We start from the raw sequence: 18,969 nt of genomic DNA on the forward strand, positions 1-18,969 counted from the left end.
GGCAAAGGGGAACATCAGACAGGATGACGGAGAATTCGTCCTGAGGCCTACCCCGCATCAGAATCCGGTGCTGGCGAAAGTGCTTGGTGGCTTTGCCACTTTGACCGCCGGTCTTGACTACGCGGCCCGCGGTGTGACCGGGTTCAATTTCTATTCCTCGCGCGGCCAGCTCGAGCATGTCCTGCCCTATCGGGAGCTCAGGACGCGCGCGATCGCGACGGCGCGCAAGCTGCTGACGACCGGCCTCAAGCGCGGCGAGCGCGTCGCCATCGTGGCCGAGACCAGCCCGGATTTCATGGCCGTCTTCTTCGGCTGCCAATATGCCGGCCTGGTGCCGTGCCCGATGCCCTATTCGATGTATATCGGTGGCAAGGACGCCTATGTGTCGCGCATCGCCGGAATGCTGAAGACGGCGCGCGCCCGCGCGGTCATCCTGTCGAGCGACCTCGCCTCGCATATCGGTGAAGCGGCCAGGATCGCCGAGACGACCATCGTCAAGACATTCGGCGAGCTGCAGGCGCAGCCCGAAAGCATCGAGAAGCTCAGGCCCTTCGACGTCGACGATGTCGCCTATATCCAGTATTCCTCCGGCTCGACCTCGAGCCCGAAGGGCGTGCTGATCACCCAGAAGGCCATCGTCGCCAATACGCGGGGTATTCTGCGCGACGGCCTCAAGATCACCAATGACGATCGCGCCTTTTCGTGGCTGCCGCTCTATCACGACATGGGGCTCGTCGGCTTCTGCCTGTCGCCGATGATGGGTCAGGTGACAGTCGACTACCTGTCGACGACGTCCTTCGCCCGCCGCCCGGCGCTGTGGCTCAAGCTGATGTCGGAGAACCGCAATACCATCGCCTATTCGCCGTCCTTCGGCTTCGACCTCGCGGCGCGGCGCATCAATGGCGAGGCGGCGACGCTCGACCTGACGGCCTGGCGGGTTGCCGGCATCGGCGGCGACATGGTGCGTGCCGACGTGCTCAACCTGTTCAGCGAGAAGATGTCGGTCGCGCGCTTCGATTCGAAGGCCTTCACGCCGAGCTACGGCATGGCCGAATCGACGCTGGCGATCACCTTCGCCGACCTCAGCAAGCCGGTTAAGATCGACGTCGTTGATCGCCTCCACTACAAGCTGGCCCAGAAAGCGGTGCCGGCCAGCGAAGAGCTCAGGCAATCGCCGGAAAAAGTGCGCAGCTTCGTCGTGTGCGGCAGGCCGATCGCCGGCCACGAGATCGTCGTGCGCGACGACAATGGCAAGGATCTCGGCGAACGCGACATCGGCCATATCCTGTTCAAGGGCCCGAGCCTCATGGCGGGCTATTTCGAGAATGTCGAGGCGACCCAGGCGATCATGACCGCCGATGGTTATATGGATACCGGCGACATGGGCTATTGGCTCGACGGCGAGATCGTCATCACCGGCCGCGCAAAGGATCTCATTTTGCACAACGGCCGCAACATCTGGCCGCAGGATATCGAATGGGCGGCGGAGCGGATCGAGCCGTTGCGCAGCGGCGATGCCGCGGCCTTCGCGGTCGAGGGCCCGGATGGCGATGATGATGTCGTCGTGCTGATCCAGTGCCGCGTCATGGAAGGCGCCGAAATGGAAGAGCTTCGGCGCAAAGTCGCCGCAGTCGTCCATCAGACAGCCGGTGTCGAATGCGAAGTCGTGCTGGTGGCGCCCAAGAGCCTGCCCTTCACCTCGTCCGGCAAGCTTTCCCGGGCGGGCGCCAAGGATGGCTATCTGACGGGCGAGATCGCCGAGATTTCGCCGGTTGCGCGCGTGCCGCATCGTCCTTCGGGTGAAGCGCGGCTTCACGCGGCCGAGTAAGCCTTGAAGCGGCCCGGCCCATGAAGGGGCCAATAGCAGTCACCGGCAGCACCGGCTTCGTCGGCCGGCATATCGTCAAGGCGCTCGATGAAGCGGGCTTTGCGCTGCGTCTCCTGGTGCGCGCCGGACCCCGCGATTGCGGTTTCGGCTCGGCCGAGACCATCATTGGCGGACTTGATGACGAGGCGGCCCTCAAGCAGCTGGTCGAAGGCGCTTCGGCGGTCATCCATCTCGCCGGCGCCATTGCCGCGCCCGACCGTGCCACCTTCTTCGCCGTCAATGCGCAAGGCAGCGAGAATGTCGCGAAGGCGGCGCTGACGGCGGGGGTGGAGCGCTTCATCCATGTGTCGAGTCTCGCGGCGCGCGAGCCGCAGCTTTCCGATTATGGCGCCAGCAAGCGGGCGGCCGAGGATGCGCTCGCCGCGCTCGGCCCCAAGGGACTCATCACGGTGCGGCCGCCTGTCATCTATGGGCCGGGCGACCGCGCCACGCTGCCGCTGCTGGGCCAGCTCACTCGGCGGATGGCCGTCATTCCGGGCTCGCGCCGGGCGCGCTTCTCGCTTCTCTATGTCGAGGATCTCGCCAAATTCATCCTGGCGCGGCTCGCCGATGACGCGCAAGGAGTGTGCGAGATCGATGACGGCCGGCCGCGCGGCTATGGCTGGCCCGATCTTCTCGACCTCGCCGCGACGGTCGAGGGGCGCAGGGCGCGACCGGTCTTTCTGCCGCAATGGCTGCTCGAAGGCCTGGCCTGGCCAGCATCGCTGCTGGGATCGGCATTGAATCTGCGCGTACCGCTGACGCCGGGAAAGGTGCGCGAGCTCTATCATCCTGACTGGGTCGTCTCCGGCAGGGCCCCGAGCCATCCCCATTGCCTTCCATTCGCCGAAGGTTTTCGCCTCACGATCGCCTGGTATCGCGAGCAAGGGTGGTTGCCCGCCAGGGACGGTGCCGATACAAGGCGGCAGTCTACCAAGCTTTATGGAGAAAACAGCAAATGAGCGCCGGCGAAGACACATTCACTGTCCTGTGTCAGCTGCTTGAGCCGTTCAACACGGCCAAGATCGCCCTCAAGCCGGGGACCGACATCTCGGCCGACCTCAATATTGATTCCGTTTCGGTGATGGATTTCGTCATGGAAGTGGAGGATCATTTCAACATCGATATCCCGCTCAATGTCCTTTCCGAAACACGCTCCATCGCCGACCTCGTTAAAGTCGTCGATGGCCGGTTGGTAAAGGGATGACGCCATGACCGATCTCTTCGACAAGCACCGCCACACCGCCGAACGCCATGAGCGGATGTTGTCGCTCGGCGCCAATGCCGTCGGCCTTACCAATGACCGCATCCTGTCGCCGACGCGCGCCATCATCGATGGCCGCGAGACGGTGCTGGCCGGCACCAACAACTATATGGGCATCACTTTCGAGGCCGATTGCATCGCCGCCGGGCAGGAGGCGCTCGCCCTCTATGGCACGGGCACGACGGGATCGCGCATCGCCAACGGCTCCTATGCCATGCATCGCGAGCTCGAGCGCGAGCTGGCGGGCTTCCTCAACCGCCGGCATTGCATCATGTTCACCACCGGTTATCAGGCCAATCTCGGCATGCTGGCGGGACTGGCAGGACCCAAGGACACGATCTATCTCGACGCCGACTCGCATTCCTCGATCTATGACGGCTGCACGCTGTCCGGCGCCAAGCTGGTACGCTTCCGTCACAATGACGCAAGCGATCTCGACAAGCGGCTGACGCGCTCGGAGGACGAGGGCGGCGGCAGGCTTGTCGTCGTGGAGGGCATCTATTCGATGCTGGGCGACCGCGCACCGCTCGCCGATTTCGTCGCGGTCAAGAAGAAGCACGGCTTCCAGCTTCTGGTCGATGAGGCGCATTCCTTCGGCGTCCTCGGCAAGAACGGCCGCGGCCTCGCGGACGAAGCCGGGCTCGAGGATGATGTCGATTTCGTCGTCGGCACCTTTTCAAAGAGCATCGGCGCCATTGGCGGTTTTGGCGCCGGCAATCACCCCCTCTTCAACATGCTGCGCTACGCCTCGCGGCCCTATATGTTCACCGCCTCGCCGTCGCCCGCGACCGTCGCGACATCGCTGGCGGCGGTCCGCAAGCTCAAGGCCGAGCCTGAGCGACGCGAAAAGCTCGCGGTCAATTCCGCCCGGCTGTTCAACGGGTTCAAGGCGCTGGGCCTGGCGCTCGGCTGCGACGCCGTCAGCCCGATCGTGGCCGTGAACTGCCCGGATGAAGTGTCCACCATCGCCATGTGGAACGCGCTGCTGAAGGCCGGGGTCTATGTCAATATCGCGCTGCCGCCCGGCACGCCCGGCAAGCAATGCCTGCTGCGCTGCTCAGTGTCGGCGGCGCATTCATTCGAGGACATCGACCGCATCATCACGCTGTTTGGCGAGGTCGTCGCCCAGGGCCATTACAAGAAGGCCGGGTAGGCTTCAGCTCAGCCGACCTCGCGGATCGTCGAGGCCTGGCGCGCCGCGAGCGGGCTCCATCTCTCGATCATGGCGAGGCAGGCGAGCCGGCTGACCGGCCTGCTATAGAGATAGCCTTGCCCGTAAGCGCAGCCGAGCCGATGAAGCTCCGCGGCCTGCTCTTCCTGCTCGATCCCCTCGGCGGTGGTTTTCATGCCGAGGCTCGCGGCAAGGCCCAGCATCGAGCGGACGATCTTTGCGTTCTGTTGCGGATCGACCGACGGGCGAATGAAGGACTTGTCGATCTTGATCTTGTTGATCAGGAGTTCGGAAAGATGCTGCATGCTCGAATAGCCAGTGCCGAAATCATCGAGCGCTATCGAAATGCCGAGCTTGCGCAGATCGGTCAGAGGCTGGCGAACCGAGGTGAAGTTCGCGGCAAGCGCATTCTCGGTGATCTCGATCTCTAGCCGGCCGGGCGAAATGCCGGCTTCCTCCACGATAGCGCGAATGCGGGACGAGATGTTCGGGTTGGCGAGCTGGGTGGGTGAGAGGTTAACCGAGACCGATAGGTGCTGCGGCCACATGCGGGCATTGGCGCATGCCTGCTGCAGGATGGCGAAGAACAGGTCATCGATGAGTCCGGCTTCCTCGGCGACGGAAATGAAGGCGTCCGGCGCGATCAGGCCTTGGTCGGGATGCTCCCAGCGCGCCAGCGCCTCGAAGCCGACAAGGCGACCGGTCGAAAGCTCGACCACCGGCTGGAAATAGGGAACGATGAAGCCACGCTCGATGGCGCCGGGCAACTCCGTCTCGATGCGGGCGCGCGACCGGATGCGGTCGTCCATCGACGTGTTGTAGTGGACGGCACCCTCGGCCTGCTCGCTGCGCGCCTGCTGCAGCGCGATGTCGGCCTTGCGATAGAGGGACTGCGGATCGGTCGCGTCCTGCGGCGCCTTGGCGATCCCAAGCCTGGCATTGAGGGAAATGGTGCCGGACGCCGCGGCAATAGGCTTCTCGAGATGCCGGATGAGCGTATTGCACTGATCCTCGAGCTCTGCGTCATTGGCGAATTCGCTGAGGACGACGAATTCGTCGCCACCGACGCGGAACGCGCTCGTCCCGCTGTCCTCATCCGCCCGCAGCCGCTTGGCCAGCGCCACGAGGATAGTGTCGCCGGCGACATGGCCATAGAGACTGTTCACCTTCCTGAAGCCGGCCATGTCGATCGCGATCAAGGCCAGTTTCCTGCCGGCGATGGAAATGTCATGCAGCTTGTCGTTCAGCACCTCGACGCAACTGCGGCGATTGCCGAGCCCGGTCAGCTCGTCATGCATCGCCAGGTAGCGGATATCGTCCTCTGCCTCGGCGAAGACATCCTCCGAGCGGCGCAAGTTGCGATAGAGCGCGGCCCACAAGATGCCGATGCCGATCAGTACCAGACAGAATTTCGACAGTTGGGAAAACCTGACGACCGAGAAGAAGTCGGATTGCAGGCTCTGGCGCGTCGCCTCGACGAGCCGCCCCGTCTCGCTGGCGAGCGTCGCCTTTTCGGTCGCGTAGGTGCGGGAATTGAGAATGGCCTCGGCTTCCGACTTCTGGCCTTTCTGCACCAGGCCCATGGCCTGACGCTCCATGTTCATCGTCGCATCATTGGCGATCTTGCCATAGGTGGCGAAGCGCCCGGCAGCGGCATCCGGCGCCATCGCGGTGGCGTCGGCAATCGCGCGGCCGAGCAGGGGGGCCGCATTCTCATAGCGGATCACCCAGCGCCAGTCGCTGCTGGCGACGGCCATATTGGCGAACATGGAGAGGCGCTCGTCGAAGAGCGAAATCTGGTTGGCGATGTGGCTCGCCCGCTGCAGCCGGGCGTCGATCTGGCGCGACCAGCTCTCGAATATGGAACGCTCGATCATGCCGGCGACCGCGAGGAGGAAAGCACCGAACAATGCTATCACGACACTGCGGTGCGCGACCGAGATAGCCCGCTTGACGATCGAGTGTTTCATTTCCCCACTGGAGCCTGAAACGCCGATAATGCTTACGACAGAACGCCGTAAGAAGTGCCTAATCCCGAATATCTGGTGGCGGCGTGGTTAACAAAGGGTTAAGCGATTCACTCAAATGCCGTGCAACTCACTTGAGGGCGCCGCGGCGCAACAGGCGCGGCAGCAGCATGAGGCCGGCAAGAACCGGATGGCGTTGCTGCCAAGGGGTGAGGGTGATCTTCTCGCCGCTGTGACGCTCGATCTTCCAGGCGGCATAGGAGGCGCCGCCTTCGAAAGTGAAGCCTGCCTTGATCAGTCGGGCCAGCGACAGAAACTTGCCGGCCAGTCGCCGTTGCGACCAGGACACGGGCCGGACATGCGCGCGGCCGATGAGGCGGGCAGCCTCTTCATAGAAGGAGGCGTTGGCGGCAGCGATCTCGCCCGCCCGTTGATCGGCCTCCGGCCTGAGCTCGGTGCGGTAGGTTTCCTCGAAGCCGCGGCGCCAGATATCCACAGGCGCCGCGTCCTCGGGCGCGGTGGCCAGGGCAACGCCATACATGGTGGCGACGGCATCGGCGACCGCCGCGACGACGCGTTTGCGGCTCGCCTCATCCGAGGCATGGACAAGGATGGCCGGCTGGGAGAAACGTGCCCAGAAATAAGGGTTGGTCGTCCCGGGCTTCATCCGCTCGGCAAAGGCGCCGAGCGTCATCACTGCATATTTGCAGCGCAATGTCCGGCCGGAGTGGCTCATCTCGGCATAATAGACATTGGGCGGCAGCAGGCGGGCGGCGATGCGGCTGAGCGGGCTGGCGCTGATGCCCTCGTCACGCTCCACCAGCAGATAGAGGTCGATCAAGCTGTCCTGCGTGCTGACGCCCCTGAGGCAGGAGCCATAGGCGAGGATGGCCGCGGTGCCCGCATGGCGCCCGCGCACGTGATCGGCGATAGCCTGGACGTCGGCTGGCGTCCGGCGATCGAGATTCCTGGCGACGAGGGCGGCGAGATCCATCAGCCGCAAATATAAGTGAATTCGGGGCCGGTTTCGAGCCGAAGCGGCTCGGCTTCCGGCGCCTCGAAGAATTCTCCGTCGATGACGAAGGGTGTCGCCGTGTCGATATGGAAGGTGCTTCCCGAGACGCTGTACGAGCCGGCCGGAACCTTGCGGTCCTCGTCGCCATACATCAGCGGCAACAGCCAGCGCATGATACTGGGAACCGGATAGGGAATGGTGGTGATGCGTATAGGCCCGTTCTTGCCGTTCCAGAACGGGCGGGTGCCGAGAATGAGCTTGTCGAGGGTGGTGGCCATCAGGAGAAGTTGCTGTCCATCAACGATGTGGCCGCCGCTTCCTGACAGCCCGATCCGATAGGGCCGGTCGATGCGCGTCTGATCGTCCGGGTTGGCCGGCGTGAACAGCGATTTACCGATCGCCGATGCCAGCGTCGCAAAAGTAGCAAGATCGCCTTTCAGGCCGACACCATGAATGGCGTCCTGACAATAGAGCGTCGCCTGCCAGACCGCGCCGGTACCGAGAAACATGCCGTGACGCACCTTGCCGTCCCGGGGATTGGCTACCCGCAAGGTGGGCCGCACGAGCAGAAAACGCGCCTCGCGATGGGCGATGAAATCAGCCTGAACCTTCACATTGCGGTTGCGGAAGCCGAGGTCGGCCGCCGTCATGTTGGTGGTCCCATGCGGCAGGAGGGCCAGGCGCGGAAAGAAAGAGGGGCTGAGGCGCTCGGCGATCTCGGTCTGAACGGCCTGGACCGTGCCATCGCCCGAGCTGATGAACAGCTCGCTGACCCGGGCCTCGGCCATCTCGTCGAGAAAGCCGTCGAGCTGGCCAAAATTATCCAGCACGCGCACCAGGACCTGCTTGTGCGGCGCAAGCTGCGAAGCAAGCGCCAATCCCTTTCCGCTTGTCTTGCCGGACTTCGGGTTGACGATGAGGCCGCGCATCATCAGCTTTTCGCCATCCAGGATTCGAGGGGCGCGCTGCGCCTGGCGATCAACGCGTGGGCGAGTTGCAGCCCATGCAGAACGAGACAGATGACCGTCCACCAGGCCACCGCGATAAGCCCCCAATCCGGACGTCCGATAAAGGTAAAGGCGGTGAGGATGACCAGGTTGGGATTGCGCCGTGCCGTGATCTGGCGGAAGAACGTGTCGACCTTGCGCCAGATATGGATCTCAAGGCCCAGCCATTTGATGGCGATGCCTTCCATGATGCGCTGGAGGATGTAACCGCCAAGGATCGCGGCGATCATGATCCAGAAGGTGCGGGCGTCGAGCGCGTAGGCGGTCTTGCCCAAGCCCAGCCCCCAGGCGACATACCAGAAGGGCGGGTGCACCAGATCGAGACCATGGTCGAAGATGTCGCCCCATTTGCTGGAGGTGAGCGTGGTGCGGGCGAGCTTGCCGTCGACCGTATCAAGGAACGTCATCAACCAGGCGGCGGCGAGGCCCAGCGCGAACTGGCCCTGCAGGAAGAACCAGAAAGCCAGGAACACCATGACCGCGCCGACCATGGTCACCATGTTGGGCGTGATGCCGCGCGGCGCCAGCCATCTGGTCACCAGGAAAGCGGGGCGGGGCCAGACATGCTTGGTGACCAGGTCGGTGGCGCCTTTATAGGTGCCCATGAACATGCGCCATTCGACATCGGGCCGGTTGTCCGCGGTCAGGCGGATGGCATAGGGCGTCTCGCGCTTGCGCAGCGCCTTCCAGAATTTGGCGTCGAGCTGATCGGGCGTGCGCGCCAGCAATTGCAGGTCGGACGGCGGCTCGCCGCCCTTGTCGAGCAGCTCGGCGATAGCATCGGCATGGCGTCCCAGAGCCTGCACGGCAAGGCCTTGGCCGGGGGCGCCCATCATCAGCAGGTTCGGCCGCTTCACCAGGATCGGAATAAGCGGCTGGTCGATGACTGCGTCCGCCCGGATGAAGATCACCGGCCCATTATGGCTTCTTGCCTCTTCGAGGGAGAGCTCTCGCGTGATCGCTTCGCGGGCAAACTGACGGCGCAGCCGCTCAACCGGCGTCAACGACCACAAGCGGATGTCGCCCGAACCGATGAAGCAAAGGACGGGCGTGAAGGTGCGATCGGCGATCGGCTCGGCCGCCGTCTTTTCGGCAACGGGCTCTTCCGGCCGAGGCTGGGCCGCGCTCCGTTTGATCGCCATCTTTCGTGCAGCGGGCTTCTTCACAGCGGCCTCTTTCGCGGCAGGCTTGTCAAGCGCCTTGCTTGCGCCGGCCTTCGGCGAGGCCGTCTTCCTCTTGCGTGGCTTGGTTGTCATATGTGCTCGGTGCGGAATGAGACGACGCCGGCGATGGCGGCAAGGCCGAGGACCGGCGCCCAGGCGGCGAACCACGGGGTGACAAAACCGAGCTCGCCCATGGTCAGCGAAATGCCATCGACGATGAAGAAGAGGAAGCCCAGCGAGATTCCGACCGCGAACATCACCCCGATGCCGCCGCCGCGGCGGAAGCGCACGGCGAGCGGTATGCATAAGGCGACCATCGCCAGTGCCGTCACGAAGAGCGTCAGGCGCTTGTGCCACCAGGTCTGGTAGACCCAGGTCGGGCGGATGCCGAAACCTGAATTCTCGATGAAGTAACCGAGGTCGTTCATGCTCATTTCCTCGGGATCGCCGGAACGCGCGCCGGCCGCGGCGGGACGGAAGGAGCCGGAATAGATCATCTGGTCGAGCCGGTTGGGCGGAAGGTTGTCGCGGTAGTAGACGAGCACGTTCGACAGATGCCAGCGGTCCTGGTTGAGCACCGCGTGTTTCGCCATGATCTGCTCGCGCAGGAGGCCGGATTCGTCGCGGCGGAATATGATCACGTCTTCGAGTTCGGTGGCCTGCGCATTGGCGTTCCCGGCGCGCAGGATGTCGCGCCCGGCGCGCATCCAAATCGGGTCTCGCTCGCCGCCCACCTTGAGTTTCTTCTCGCCATAGTCGCCGATGCCCCATTCGCGCAAGGTCGGCGCCGCGTCCGGCACCGCCCGGTCGTTGAGGAGGAAGTTGAGGCCGCCTGCGAGAAGGGCAAAGGGCAGGAGCATGAGCACGATGCGGAAAGGCGACAGGCCGGCCGACCAGAGGGCCGGCATCTCATTGCGGTAACTCAGTTCCATCAGGACGAGAAGCAAAGCGAGCAGCACGCTGATGGGCAGGAAGGTCGACAAGGTGCCGGGTGCGCGCATCAGGAAATAGGTGAACACCACTGCGGGGCTGCCGTTATCCAGCGCCAGGATTTCCTTGGCGTAGGTCACGACGTCCAGTGTGATGACGAAAATGGATATGCCGAGGAGAATGAAGATGAAGCGTATGAGGAGCATACGCGTGAGCATCCAGCCGATGATCTTCATACCGGATCTCCGTGCAGAATGCGTCGCATGATGCCCCTGAAGAACCGGCGTAGCGTAACCGCGATACGGTCGATGATGATGTCGAGCCCACCGGCCTTGAGCGTAAAGCTCGCTGACCAGAACCGCCAGGCGGCAAAGGCCGTGACGGACAGGAAGGGCAGCCACATTGTGAGCAAGGGCGATGCGCCATTGGCGGCGGTGGCGATGGCGCCTTGCTCGATGATTTCATGCAGTGCGACCAGCAGGATGAGGGCCACGCCGAAGCGGTAGTTGCGCTGGTTGCGACGCCGGCCGAGCGCGAAGGGAACGGCAAGGAAGGGCAGCATCGGCAAAGTGAGCATGGCGATCAGCCGCTTGTGCAGCTCCGAGCGCATCTGGTCCTTCGTCGTGCCCTTGGGCGGGGTATCCTGTCGGGCGATGAGCTCGGGCAGCGTCAACTCGCGCTCATCGTCGCCGCGCGGCCGGAAAGTCTTGTCGGTCACCTGGCCGAGTGGCGTATCGGCAACCTCGAAATTGCTGACGGTCGATTTGGGCGGCTCCTGGCCGGCATCGAGGCTCGGCATGCGCTCGAGCTGCAGGCGGTGCCCGTTCTGCAGGCGCAGCACCGGCAAGGGCGTGTTGGGATTCTCGATCAGCTTGCCGGATGACGCGGTCACGGTCTCTATGCCGCCGGCGCCGCGGTTGTCGAAGAGGAATATGCGCTCGAACGAGCCGGCCGAGCGGTCAAGCTTGTCGAGGATGAAGGTGCGCGTGCCGGCTTGCATGAAAATGCCTTCCTCGGCCAGATAAAACACATCGACATTCTGCACATCGAAAACGACGGCACGATAGGCATAGCGCGTGTGCGGCTGCAGCCAGCCGACGATCAGCACCGAGAAGGCGGCCAGGATGAGCGAGAGGATGGCGACCGGCTGGGCGATGCGATGCAGGCCGATGCCGGAAGCGAGAAAGGCGTCGATCTCGCTGTCGCGCGACATCTTGTTGAAGCTGAACAGCAGGCCGAGGAACAGGGCGGCGGGGAGCGCCACACCCAGGTAATGCGGCACCAGATAGGCCAGCATCTCGAAGACGACCCCGAAGGAGTTCTTCTTGCCAAGGGTCGTGTCGAGCAGACGAACCATGCGTTCGGCCAGCAGCACGAGCAGGCCGATGGCGATCGAGGTCACCAAAGGTTTGGCGAGCTGACGCAGGACGTAGCGATCGACGATGCGGAACACCGGCGCCTCAGTTCGTCGGCCAGTGGCGGCGCAATTCGTCGCGCAAGCGGGCCTGGATCTCGGGGGAAGTCGCGGTGGCGGCAGCCAGATTGGGCTGACCGGGCCAGCCGGCATCGGCGAACTCCACGCCGGCGAAACGCTGCGGCTTCGCATAACGCGGAATGACGTGGAAATGAACGTGCGGATCGACCATCATGAGCATCAGATAATTGATCTTGTCATAGGCACTGAAATTCCTGAGGCCGGTCTCGATAGAATGGGTTATGTCGGCCAATTCCGCAAAAGCCTGGGGTGGAATTTGGGAGAATGCCACCCAGTCTCCTTTGGCCCCCAGGATCAATGATCCCAAGGTGGCCTGCGCCGGGCGCAGCAAAACAACCCAGTGCTTGTAGTCTGCGATCAAGGTGGCGGGAAGGCCAAATTTGACGAGGGTCGCGTTCGACATAATTTGTAACATGCCCTAGCGTGAGAGTGTAAGCGATTTCTCGCTTCTTTACAGGGTAAAGGCTGTTTGGGCCACAAAAGCCCCCTTTACACCATCCCAGTTGCGGATCGTGACCTGGGTGGTCCAGGCACCGTCGAGACGGCGGATTTTATATAGGTACCAGGCTGCGGGATCGTAATGGCTCCCGGCTGGTGAAGTGGCAGACGGCACACCGATGATATGGGCAGGGCCGGAGCGGGTCGGCAGAGCCATCCGCCCGTGGCGATGATTGTGCCCATAGAGCACGAGGTCGGCGCCGTTTGCCTCAAGGACCTGCTTCAGTTTCGCATCGTCATCCAAAGCGCGCCGCCGCGATGTGAGGCCTGGGATCGGCGGGTGATGGATGAGCACGATCCTGTAAAAGCCGCGCTGGTGCAGGTCGTGGAGGAGGCCCCCCAATCTGTCGAGTTGATCGGCGCCGAGCCGTCCGCCGGCCCTGAACAGCGAAGTGGGGACAGCAGTGGACAGGCCGATCAGCGCGATATTGCGGCGCTGGCGGACGAAGGGAAATGCAGGTTCGGCCGCCTCGCCAGAGCGCGCCAGCCTGATGTCGCCCTTCATATAGTCGGCCCACAGGCCGGCGCCCTGATCCCAGGGGAAGGGGCGGTAGGCGTCATGGTTACCCGGCACCAGCGTGATCCAGTCCGGCGGCCCGAAGGCCTTGAGCCAGTGCGCCGCTTCGACGAATTCCTGCCTGAGAGCGATGTTGATCAGATCGCCAGTTACCGCCACGTGATCGGGGGAATGGGCCTTGATGTCGGCGACCATCGCCATGGCGATCGCCGGGTCATGCAGGAAGCGGCGGCGGCGATGCCAGTTGATCTTGCCGAGGGCCCGCTTGCCCCAATAGTCGCGCCATGATTCCGCCCTGGGCAAAGGCCCGATATGGACATCGGAAAGATGGGCAAGGGTGAACATAGGGCTTGTGGACAGTTTCGTTGACTTCCGACGAATCGGATGCAATTGAGGTTCGCCGTTAATAGGCGTGTGTGATCAGCGAGTTCAAGCATCGTGAAAGTCATCATTCTTGGAGCCGGGCAGGGCAAGCGCCTGCTGCCTTTGACCGCCGAAGTCCCCAAAGCGCTGCTCGATATCGGCGGGCGCCCATTGATCGGCCGGCAGATCGATGCCTTTGCCGCTTGCGGCATCAGCGAGTTCGTCGTGGTGACCGGCTATGCGGCGGCGCGCGTCGAAGAGGCGCTGGCCAAGATCGCGCGCGAAAAGCACATCACCATCCGGACCATCTTCAACCCGTTCTTCAGCGTCGCCGACAATCTCGCCAGCTGCTGGATGGCACGCCACGAAATGAAGGGCGAGTTCATCCAGGTCAATGGCGACAACCTGTTCCAGGCCGATCTGGTGAAGGTGCTGCTCGCCGCGCCGGAAGCGCCGGTCACCGTCGCCATCAACCATAAGCCGGCCTATGACGCCGACGACATGAAGGTGATGATGGATGGCGAACGCCTGACCGAGATCGGCAAGACACTGCCCACCGAAACCGTCAATGCCGAAGCGATCGGCTTCTATGTGTTTCGCAGCGACGGCGGCAAGGTCTATGTCGAGACGCTCGACCGGGCGATGCGCGAGCCGTCCGGACTCAAGCAATGGTTCCCGGCCGCCATCGGCATGCTGGCGAAGCGCATCGCGATCAAGACGGTGGCGCTTGACGGCGTGCAGTGGTGCGAGGTCGATTTCCCCGTCGATCTGCAGCAGGCGCGCCAGCTGGTTTCAAGCTGGTAGGGCTCTTTCCGCCAATATCCTCTCGGCCAGCTCCTTGTCCGCCGGCTTGTCGACATCGACGGCGGCTTCGGCGAAAGGCATGAGCACGGGCCGCGCGGTGAGACCGAGCCGGCGCGAGGCGAGCGCGAAGGCGCTGTCCAGCGTCAGCATGCCTGTGGCGAAGCGCACAAGCGCCACCGGCCCGAAGGCACCGATGAGCCGCCAGGGCTTCTTGCGCACAGTTTCCAGATGATGCCAGAAGTCGAGCGCCACAAGCGCGCGCGGCGACATCAAGGCGAAGAGATTGCAACCCGAGGCGCGGTCGCGCCCGAAGGTCAGGAATGTCCGTTGCGCTTCGGGAAAGCGCGCCAGGATCGTCTCGGCCGTCGCCAGCCCGGCGCAGAGATCTGCGCCCGAGGCCTCAGCCAGGGTGAGGAAATGCTGCAGCATCTCCCGGGTAAGGAGCGGATGATCGCCCGTGGTGATGAGCCAGGGATAATCCTCGCGACCCTTGAGAGCGGCGAGAGCCGAGCGGGCAGCACTTTCCTGCGTCGGCTGGAAACTCACCCTGGCGGCCAACGGACCAAGGGCATCGTCCAGAAGCTCACGCCTTTCGATGCAGACGCTGATCGACCCGATGTCAGGATGGCCGGCGAGGGTACGGATGACGCGTCTCAGCATCGGCTCGCCGCCCACCGCGACGAGGCACTTATGGGTGACATGATAAGCCTTAGCCATGGGATCGTCGGGACCGCGGCCGGCGGCCAGCACGAGCACATTCCAGGCGGAAGGCGTCACGTCAGGCTCTTCTCATAGATGCGATAGGTCTTGTAGGTCACGCCGCCCATGGCCTCGATCATGCGGCGCATCGGCATGTTGTCTTCGAGGATCCAGGACAGCTCGGCGTGGCGGGTGCCGCGGCCGACATGATAGGAGCGGACCGCATCGATGACGGCCAAGGCCAGTGCCGAGCCGACAGCGGTGCCGTGATAGCTCCGCTTGACGCCCATCAGCGGCATGCGCACCGACTGTGGCGGCCTGGCCAGGAGACGCCAGGCAAGCTTGGCCCAGCCGAGCGGCAGGAGCTTGCCGTCCAGATCCCTGATCCACTCGTTGAGATTGGGGAGCGATACCGCCATCGCCGCGGGCTCGCCCTTGTAGGTGGCGATCGAGATGTAGTCCTCCGCCACCAGCATCTTGAGATTCTTGCCGAGGGCGGTGATCTCTTCGCGGGTCATCGGCACGAAGCCCCAATTGCCGGACCAGGCGTCGTTGAAGATGTCGATGATGATGGCCAGATCGCGGTCGAGGTTCTTCTTGCTGAGCGGCCTGATCTCCAGATCGCCCGCCGCCTTGACCTTGTCGATCATGGCCTGCATCGGGCGGGGCAGCGGCTTGAGCCCGTTGTAGTCGTAAGCGAACACATCCTTCGCCTTGCCATAGCCCTGCGCTTCGAGATGGCGGGCGAAATAGGGCAAGGCGTGGCCCATCATCATCGAGGGCGGTGTTTCGAAGCCCGAAACCAGAAGGCCCATCTCGTCATTGATGGAAAAATTGAACGGGCCATGTGCCTTCTTCATGCCCCTGTCGCGCAGCCAGCCTTCCACTTTTGCCAGGAGCGCTGCAAACACCAGGGGGTCGTCGACAGCATCGAGAAAGCCGAACTGCCCGTTGGCGTCGGGATGGTGCTCGAGCCGCAGGCGGTCCAGCTGCGCGGAAATCCTGCCGACCGGGCGATCGTCCTCATAAGCGACGAAGAGAGCGACATCGGCATGCCGGAAGTAGGGATTCTTCCTGGGATCGAGATGCTCGGTCCGCTCGAGGTCGAGGGGCGCCACCCAGTTCGGGTCGTTGGCGAAGACGAGATGCGGAACGCGCAGGAAAGCCTGCTTGTCCCGCTTGCTGGTGGCCTCGACGACATTGAGGCTCATGCCCGGACCTTTTTCCTGGATTGGTTGGTCACTTTGCTGACATGGCCCTTTTCGACCTTGTAGAGATGGGTCGCAATCTCGGTCCAGGCCGGGCGGTGGGTGATGGCGACGGTCGTGTACTGGCCGCGCAACGTGGCGATGTTCTGGCAGATTCCGGCCTCGGTCTCGGGATCGAGCGCGCTCGTCACCTCATCGAGAATGAGCAACTTCGGCTTCACCACCAGAGCCCGCGCGAGGGCGATACGCTGGCGCTGGCCGCCCGAGAGCTTCGAGCCCATGGCGCCGACTTCGGTATCGAGTCCCTTCTCCATCGCCAGGATGAAATCGCGGGCGCCCGCCTGGTCGAGGGCCGATTCAATGTCGGCATCGCTGATCCCGTCATCGCCCAAGGTGAGATTTTCCCTGATCGTCGCATGCAGCAGGCTCAGCTCCTGGGGGACATAGCCGATCGACCGGCGCCACTGCCGGATGTCAATTTCGGTGAGCGGCACGCCGTCCAGCGTGATCGAGCCCTTATCCGGTTTGTGCAGGCCGATGAGCAGATCTATCAGGGTCGTCTTGCCGGCGCCCGAAGGGCCTTGCAGCACGGTGATGGAGCCCGCCTCGATGGCAAGGCTGGCGTTCTTGACGATCGGCGTCTTGCCATGGGCAAAGCTGACATTGTCGAAACGGCATTCCTTGCCGAGGGTGGCGGGGCGGGTTCCGGTGTGGACCTCACGCTGCGCCCGGGCGCTGAGAATCAGTTCTTCGGTGCGGATATAGGCGCTTTCCAGCTCGGCGGCCTGCTGGAGGAACTTCTGCAGCTTGTTGACGATCGACACGACCTGGAAGAACACGATGCCGAGCACGACGAGCTCGCCGAGCGACACCTTGGCATAGATGACGGCCAGATAGACGCCAAGGCCAAGGGCCACGGTGATGAGGAGCTCGCCGCCCTGAACCAGCCCGTTGCGCGCGATCTCGCGGGTGATGAGCGCCTTGCGCAGGCGCTTCAGGATCACCCGCATCTGACCGACGAGCTTGCCATAGCGGTCCATCGTCTTCAGCGGCTTGATGTTGTTCATCATGTCGGTGATGAAACGGGTGAGGTCGGAGGTCCGGTCGGACCGCTTGTAGCCGGCGCGTTTGGATATCTTCACCAGCCAGTTGAGCGCGCCGGCGATGCCGAGCCCGGTGGCGATGCCGACGAGCGCCAGCCGCCAGTCGACCAGGAAGGCGATGAGGCAATAGACGAGGCCCTGCACCGAATATGCCACAACCTGGGCGGCGAGGTTATAGGCCGCACCGGCATAGGACGCATCGCCGCTCATGACGTTCGCGACACGGCCGGCATGCAATTGCGTGTAGAAGCTCCAGCGCGCATCGAACAATGCGGTGATCAGCTGGCGACGCAGATTGGCGGAGACCCGCGCCACCGCGATGCTGGCATAGGAGAGCGCCACGAAGGAGAGCATGGCCTTCAGTGAGAAGAAGAACACCACGATCAGGATCAGGTTCGGCAGGGTCGGCGGGATGCCGAAAAACGCGATGGCCTGGTGGAAGATCTGCATCGCCGGCGAGGACTGGTTCGCCGTCTGCGCGTCACCTGCGGCGATGGACTGGATGGTCGGCAGCAAAGCCGTAATGCTCACCGCTTCCGCAAAGCCGGCGAGAAGGAGGCAAAGAAGAACCGACCAGGGCCTGGTATCCTCGGCCGTAAAAAAGATGCGGAAGACCTGTCTCATTTGTGGTTGGCTTTACTGTGATTGCCCGCCCGACTCAAGGATAGCCCATGACAAGCCGCCTTCTCCTGCTCTTGATGCAGCCCTGGTTCAGGTTCCGCCGCGGCATGACGCTGGGGGTGCGGGCCGTCATCCTCAACGGGCAAAATGAGGTCTTTTTGGTGCGGCACAGCTACGCACCGGGCTGGCTCCTGCCCGGCGGAGGGGTCGAGCGCGGCGAGACCATCCACGACGCGCTGGCCCGCGAGCTCCAGGAAGAAGGGGGGATCGTCGCAACCGGCCGGCCCGAGCTGCATGGCTTCTTCTCGAACGAGGCCAAATTCCGCGGCGACCATGTCGCCTGTTTCGTCGTGCGAAGCTTCAGCCGGGAGGCCTGGAAGCCGACCATCGAGATCAAGGAAGCCCGGTTTTTCCCCGTCGATGCGCTGCCGGAAGGGACGACAGGCGGGACGCGGCGGCGGATCGCGGAGATCGTTAACGGCATGGAGGCGCCGGCAGACTGGTAGAGATAGGTGTTTACGCGCGGCCGCCTTCATGATAGAGCGCGGCGATGAAGTGGACCCTGCACAAGCCCTGCCGCTTGCGACGACGAGACCGATCGGCGCTTCCGCGCGTCTGAATCGCTCCGCTGCGGGCTGTTTCCGCTGCCGGGGCCCGTGCAGTCTCAAATCCCGGATCCATCATGTTCACCATTGACGTTCAAGCGGCGCAGGCCGCCGATCATCCCGCCATCGAACAGTTGCTCGACCAGGCCTTCGGCCTGAGCCGCTGGACCAAGACATCCTATCGGCTGCGCGAGGGCAACACCGCCATCGAGGGCCTTTCGCTCGTCACCCGCGAAGCGGGTTTCGGGCTGACCGGGGCCATCAGCTTCTGGCCGCTCAAGATCGGCGATGCGGGCACCGACGCGCTACTGCTGGGGCCGCTCGCGGTTCACCCCGACCGGCAGAATATCGGCATCGGGCGCGCCCTGATGCATGCGGGCCTCGACCGTGCGAAAGCCCTCGGCCACCGCCTCGTCATCCTCGTCGGCGATGCGCCTTATTATGCCAGGGTCGGCTTCAAGAAGGCGCCTTACGGCCAGATCGAGCTGCCCGGCCCCGTCGATCCTGATCGCCTGCTTTACCTGGAACTGGCTCCGGGATCGCTGACGCTGGCGAAGGGTCTTGCGCTGGCGCCTCACCGCTTCGCTGAGATATCAGGGCGCTTCCTGCCAAAGTTGCGCGACTTTGGCGATAAGGAAGCGCTCAACAGATATATGTAGCTGAGCCTTTTTA

General features: G+C 63.5%; 18 protein-coding genes. 7 read left to right on the top strand and 11 right to left on the bottom strand.

The window, feature by feature from the left end; translation table 11 throughout:
- The first annotated feature begins 67 nt into the window (after positions 1–67).
- The 4 genes from DT068_RS08680 to spt are packed head-to-tail and all read left to right on the top strand — an operon-like array spanning position 68 to position 4,284.
- A complete protein-coding gene (locus DT068_RS08680) occupies positions 68–1,828 on the top strand; it encodes a fatty acyl-AMP ligase (RefSeq protein ID WP_119389423.1) in 1,761 nt (586 codons plus the stop codon).
- Positions 1,829–1,848: 20 nt separating this feature from the next.
- Complete coding sequence (locus tag DT068_RS08685) at positions 1,849–2,829, top strand: NAD-dependent epimerase/dehydratase family protein (protein WP_119389424.1); 981 nt, start codon at positions 1,849–1,851, stop codon at positions 2,827–2,829.
- Positions 2,826–3,074: an acyl carrier protein gene (locus tag DT068_RS08690; RefSeq protein ID WP_119389425.1), complete on the top strand. Its 249-nt coding sequence runs from the start codon at positions 2,826–2,828 to the stop codon at positions 3,072–3,074. The genes DT068_RS08685 and DT068_RS08690 overlap by 4 nt, the downstream gene beginning before the upstream one ends.
- A gap of 4 nt (positions 3,075–3,078) precedes the next feature.
- Positions 3,079–4,284, top strand: a complete 1,206-nt coding sequence (spt, locus tag DT068_RS08695; RefSeq protein WP_119389426.1) for a serine palmitoyltransferase — start codon at positions 3,079–3,081, stop codon at positions 4,282–4,284.
- A gap of 8 nt (positions 4,285–4,292) precedes the next feature.
- Here spt and DT068_RS08700 read toward each other — a convergent pair whose 3' ends face one another.
- The 8 genes from DT068_RS08700 to DT068_RS08735 all read right to left on the bottom strand — a co-directional run bounded on the left by DT068_RS08700 (position 4,293) and on the right by DT068_RS08735 (position 13,239).
- Positions 4,293–6,272, bottom strand: a complete 1,980-nt coding sequence (locus tag DT068_RS08700) for a putative bifunctional diguanylate cyclase/phosphodiesterase (protein ID WP_119389427.1) — start codon at positions 6,270–6,272, stop codon at positions 4,293–4,295.
- A 127-nt stretch (positions 6,273–6,399) separates the two neighbouring features.
- Positions 6,400–7,263, bottom strand: coding sequence for a hypothetical protein (locus DT068_RS08705; protein ID WP_119389428.1), 864 nt, complete (start codon positions 7,261–7,263; stop codon positions 6,400–6,402).
- Positions 7,263–8,216, bottom strand: a complete 954-nt coding sequence (locus DT068_RS08710; protein WP_119389429.1) for an acylglycerol kinase family protein — start codon at positions 8,214–8,216, stop codon at positions 7,263–7,265. Before DT068_RS08710 ends, DT068_RS08705 begins: the two co-directional genes overlap by 1 nt.
- Positions 8,216–9,547, bottom strand: coding sequence for a CDP-alcohol phosphatidyltransferase family protein (locus DT068_RS08715; protein ID WP_119389430.1), 1,332 nt, complete (start codon positions 9,545–9,547; stop codon positions 8,216–8,218). The genes DT068_RS08710 and DT068_RS08715 overlap by 1 nt, the downstream gene beginning before the upstream one ends.
- Complete coding sequence (locus DT068_RS08720; RefSeq protein WP_119389431.1) at positions 9,544–10,620, bottom strand: LptF/LptG family permease; 1,077 nt, start codon at positions 10,618–10,620, stop codon at positions 9,544–9,546. The genes DT068_RS08715 and DT068_RS08720 overlap by 4 nt, the downstream gene beginning before the upstream one ends.
- Positions 10,617–11,837 (bottom strand): LptF/LptG family permease, encoded by a 1,221-nt coding sequence (locus DT068_RS08725; RefSeq protein WP_162914076.1) that lies wholly within the window; start codon positions 11,835–11,837, stop codon positions 10,617–10,619. Before DT068_RS08725 ends, DT068_RS08720 begins: the two co-directional genes overlap by 4 nt.
- A 7-nt stretch (positions 11,838–11,844) precedes the next feature.
- Positions 11,845–12,240, bottom strand: coding sequence for an HIT family protein (locus DT068_RS08730; RefSeq protein ID WP_368904581.1), 396 nt, complete (start codon positions 12,238–12,240; stop codon positions 11,845–11,847).
- A 90-nt stretch (positions 12,241–12,330) separates the two neighbouring features.
- Entirely contained in the window at positions 12,331–13,239 is a 909-nt protein-coding gene (locus tag DT068_RS08735) for a metallophosphoesterase family protein (RefSeq protein WP_119389434.1), read from the bottom strand.
- 93 nt (positions 13,240–13,332) lie between these two features.
- On the opposite strand from DT068_RS08735, the gene DT068_RS08740 reads away from it, so the two are divergent.
- On the top strand, positions 13,333–14,061 hold the full coding sequence (locus DT068_RS08740; RefSeq protein WP_162914077.1) for a phosphocholine cytidylyltransferase family protein: 729 nt from the start codon (positions 13,333–13,335) through the stop codon (positions 14,059–14,061).
- Here the strand turns inward: DT068_RS08740 and DT068_RS08745 are convergent.
- From DT068_RS08745 to DT068_RS08755, 3 genes are read right to left on the bottom strand one after another with little or no spacing between them, the layout of a single operon-like run.
- On the bottom strand, positions 14,050–14,838 hold the full coding sequence (locus tag DT068_RS08745) for an NTP transferase domain-containing protein (protein ID WP_119389436.1): 789 nt from the start codon (positions 14,836–14,838) through the stop codon (positions 14,050–14,052). The two genes, DT068_RS08740 and DT068_RS08745, sit on opposite strands and share 12 nt — an antisense overlap.
- Positions 14,835–15,971, bottom strand: a complete 1,137-nt coding sequence (locus tag DT068_RS08750; RefSeq protein ID WP_119389437.1) for a GNAT family N-acetyltransferase — start codon at positions 15,969–15,971, stop codon at positions 14,835–14,837. The genes DT068_RS08745 and DT068_RS08750 overlap by 4 nt, the downstream gene beginning before the upstream one ends.
- Entirely contained in the window at positions 15,968–17,695 is a 1,728-nt protein-coding gene (locus DT068_RS08755; protein WP_119389438.1) for an ABC transporter ATP-binding protein, read from the bottom strand. Before DT068_RS08755 ends, DT068_RS08750 begins: the two co-directional genes overlap by 4 nt.
- Before the next feature lie 47 nt (positions 17,696–17,742).
- Here DT068_RS08755 and DT068_RS08760 point away from each other — a divergent pair, with 47 nt between their 5' ends.
- Together DT068_RS08760 and DT068_RS08765 are read left to right on the top strand one after the other, a co-directional pair.
- On the top strand, positions 17,743–18,198 hold the full coding sequence (locus DT068_RS08760) for an NUDIX domain-containing protein (RefSeq protein ID WP_119389439.1): 456 nt from the start codon (positions 17,743–17,745) through the stop codon (positions 18,196–18,198).
- Positions 18,199–18,374: 176 nt separating this feature from the next.
- Entirely contained in the window at positions 18,375–18,956 is a 582-nt protein-coding gene (locus DT068_RS08765; protein ID WP_119389440.1) for a GNAT family N-acetyltransferase, read from the top strand.
- Positions 18,957–18,969 lie beyond the last annotated feature (13 nt).

Origin of the sequence: Taklimakanibacter lacteus, assembly GCA_003576695.1 — a bacterium.
Lineage (GTDB): Bacteria > Pseudomonadota > Alphaproteobacteria > Rhizobiales > Aestuariivirgaceae > Taklimakanibacter > Taklimakanibacter lacteus.

Excerpts from the sequence above, each read along its gene's own strand:
- DT068_RS08760 (WP_119389439.1), top strand. The coding sequence starts at position 17,743 with ATGACAAGCCGCCTTCTCCTGCTCTTGATGCAGCCCTGGTTCAGGTTC.
- DT068_RS08690 (WP_119389425.1), top strand. The coding sequence starts at position 2,826 with ATGAGCGCCGGCGAAGACACATTCACTGTCCTGTGTCAGCTGCTTGAG.
- spt (WP_119389426.1), top strand. The coding sequence starts at position 3,079 with ATGACCGATCTCTTCGACAAGCACCGCCACACCGCCGAACGCCATGAG.
- DT068_RS08705 (WP_119389428.1), bottom strand. The coding sequence starts at position 7,263 with ATGGATCTCGCCGCCCTCGTCGCCAGGAATCTCGATCGCCGGACGCCA.
- DT068_RS08685 (WP_119389424.1), top strand. The coding sequence starts at position 1,849 with ATGAAGGGGCCAATAGCAGTCACCGGCAGCACCGGCTTCGTCGGCCGG.
- DT068_RS08710 (WP_119389429.1), bottom strand. The coding sequence starts at position 8,216 with ATGATGCGCGGCCTCATCGTCAACCCGAAGTCCGGCAAGACAAGCGGA.
- DT068_RS08720 (WP_119389431.1), bottom strand. The coding sequence starts at position 10,620 with ATGAAGATCATCGGCTGGATGCTCACGCGTATGCTCCTCATACGCTTC.
- DT068_RS08735 (WP_119389434.1), bottom strand. The coding sequence starts at position 13,239 with ATGTTCACCCTTGCCCATCTTTCCGATGTCCATATCGGGCCTTTGCCC.
- DT068_RS08755 (WP_119389438.1), bottom strand. The coding sequence starts at position 17,695 with ATGAGACAGGTCTTCCGCATCTTTTTTACGGCCGAGGATACCAGGCCC.
- DT068_RS08750 (WP_119389437.1), bottom strand. The coding sequence starts at position 15,971 with ATGAGCCTCAATGTCGTCGAGGCCACCAGCAAGCGGGACAAGCAGGCT.
- DT068_RS08700 (WP_119389427.1), bottom strand. The coding sequence starts at position 6,272 with ATGAAACACTCGATCGTCAAGCGGGCTATCTCGGTCGCGCACCGCAGT.
- DT068_RS08765 (WP_119389440.1), top strand. The coding sequence starts at position 18,375 with ATGTTCACCATTGACGTTCAAGCGGCGCAGGCCGCCGATCATCCCGCC.
- DT068_RS08715 (WP_119389430.1), bottom strand. The coding sequence starts at position 9,547 with ATGACAACCAAGCCACGCAAGAGGAAGACGGCCTCGCCGAAGGCCGGC.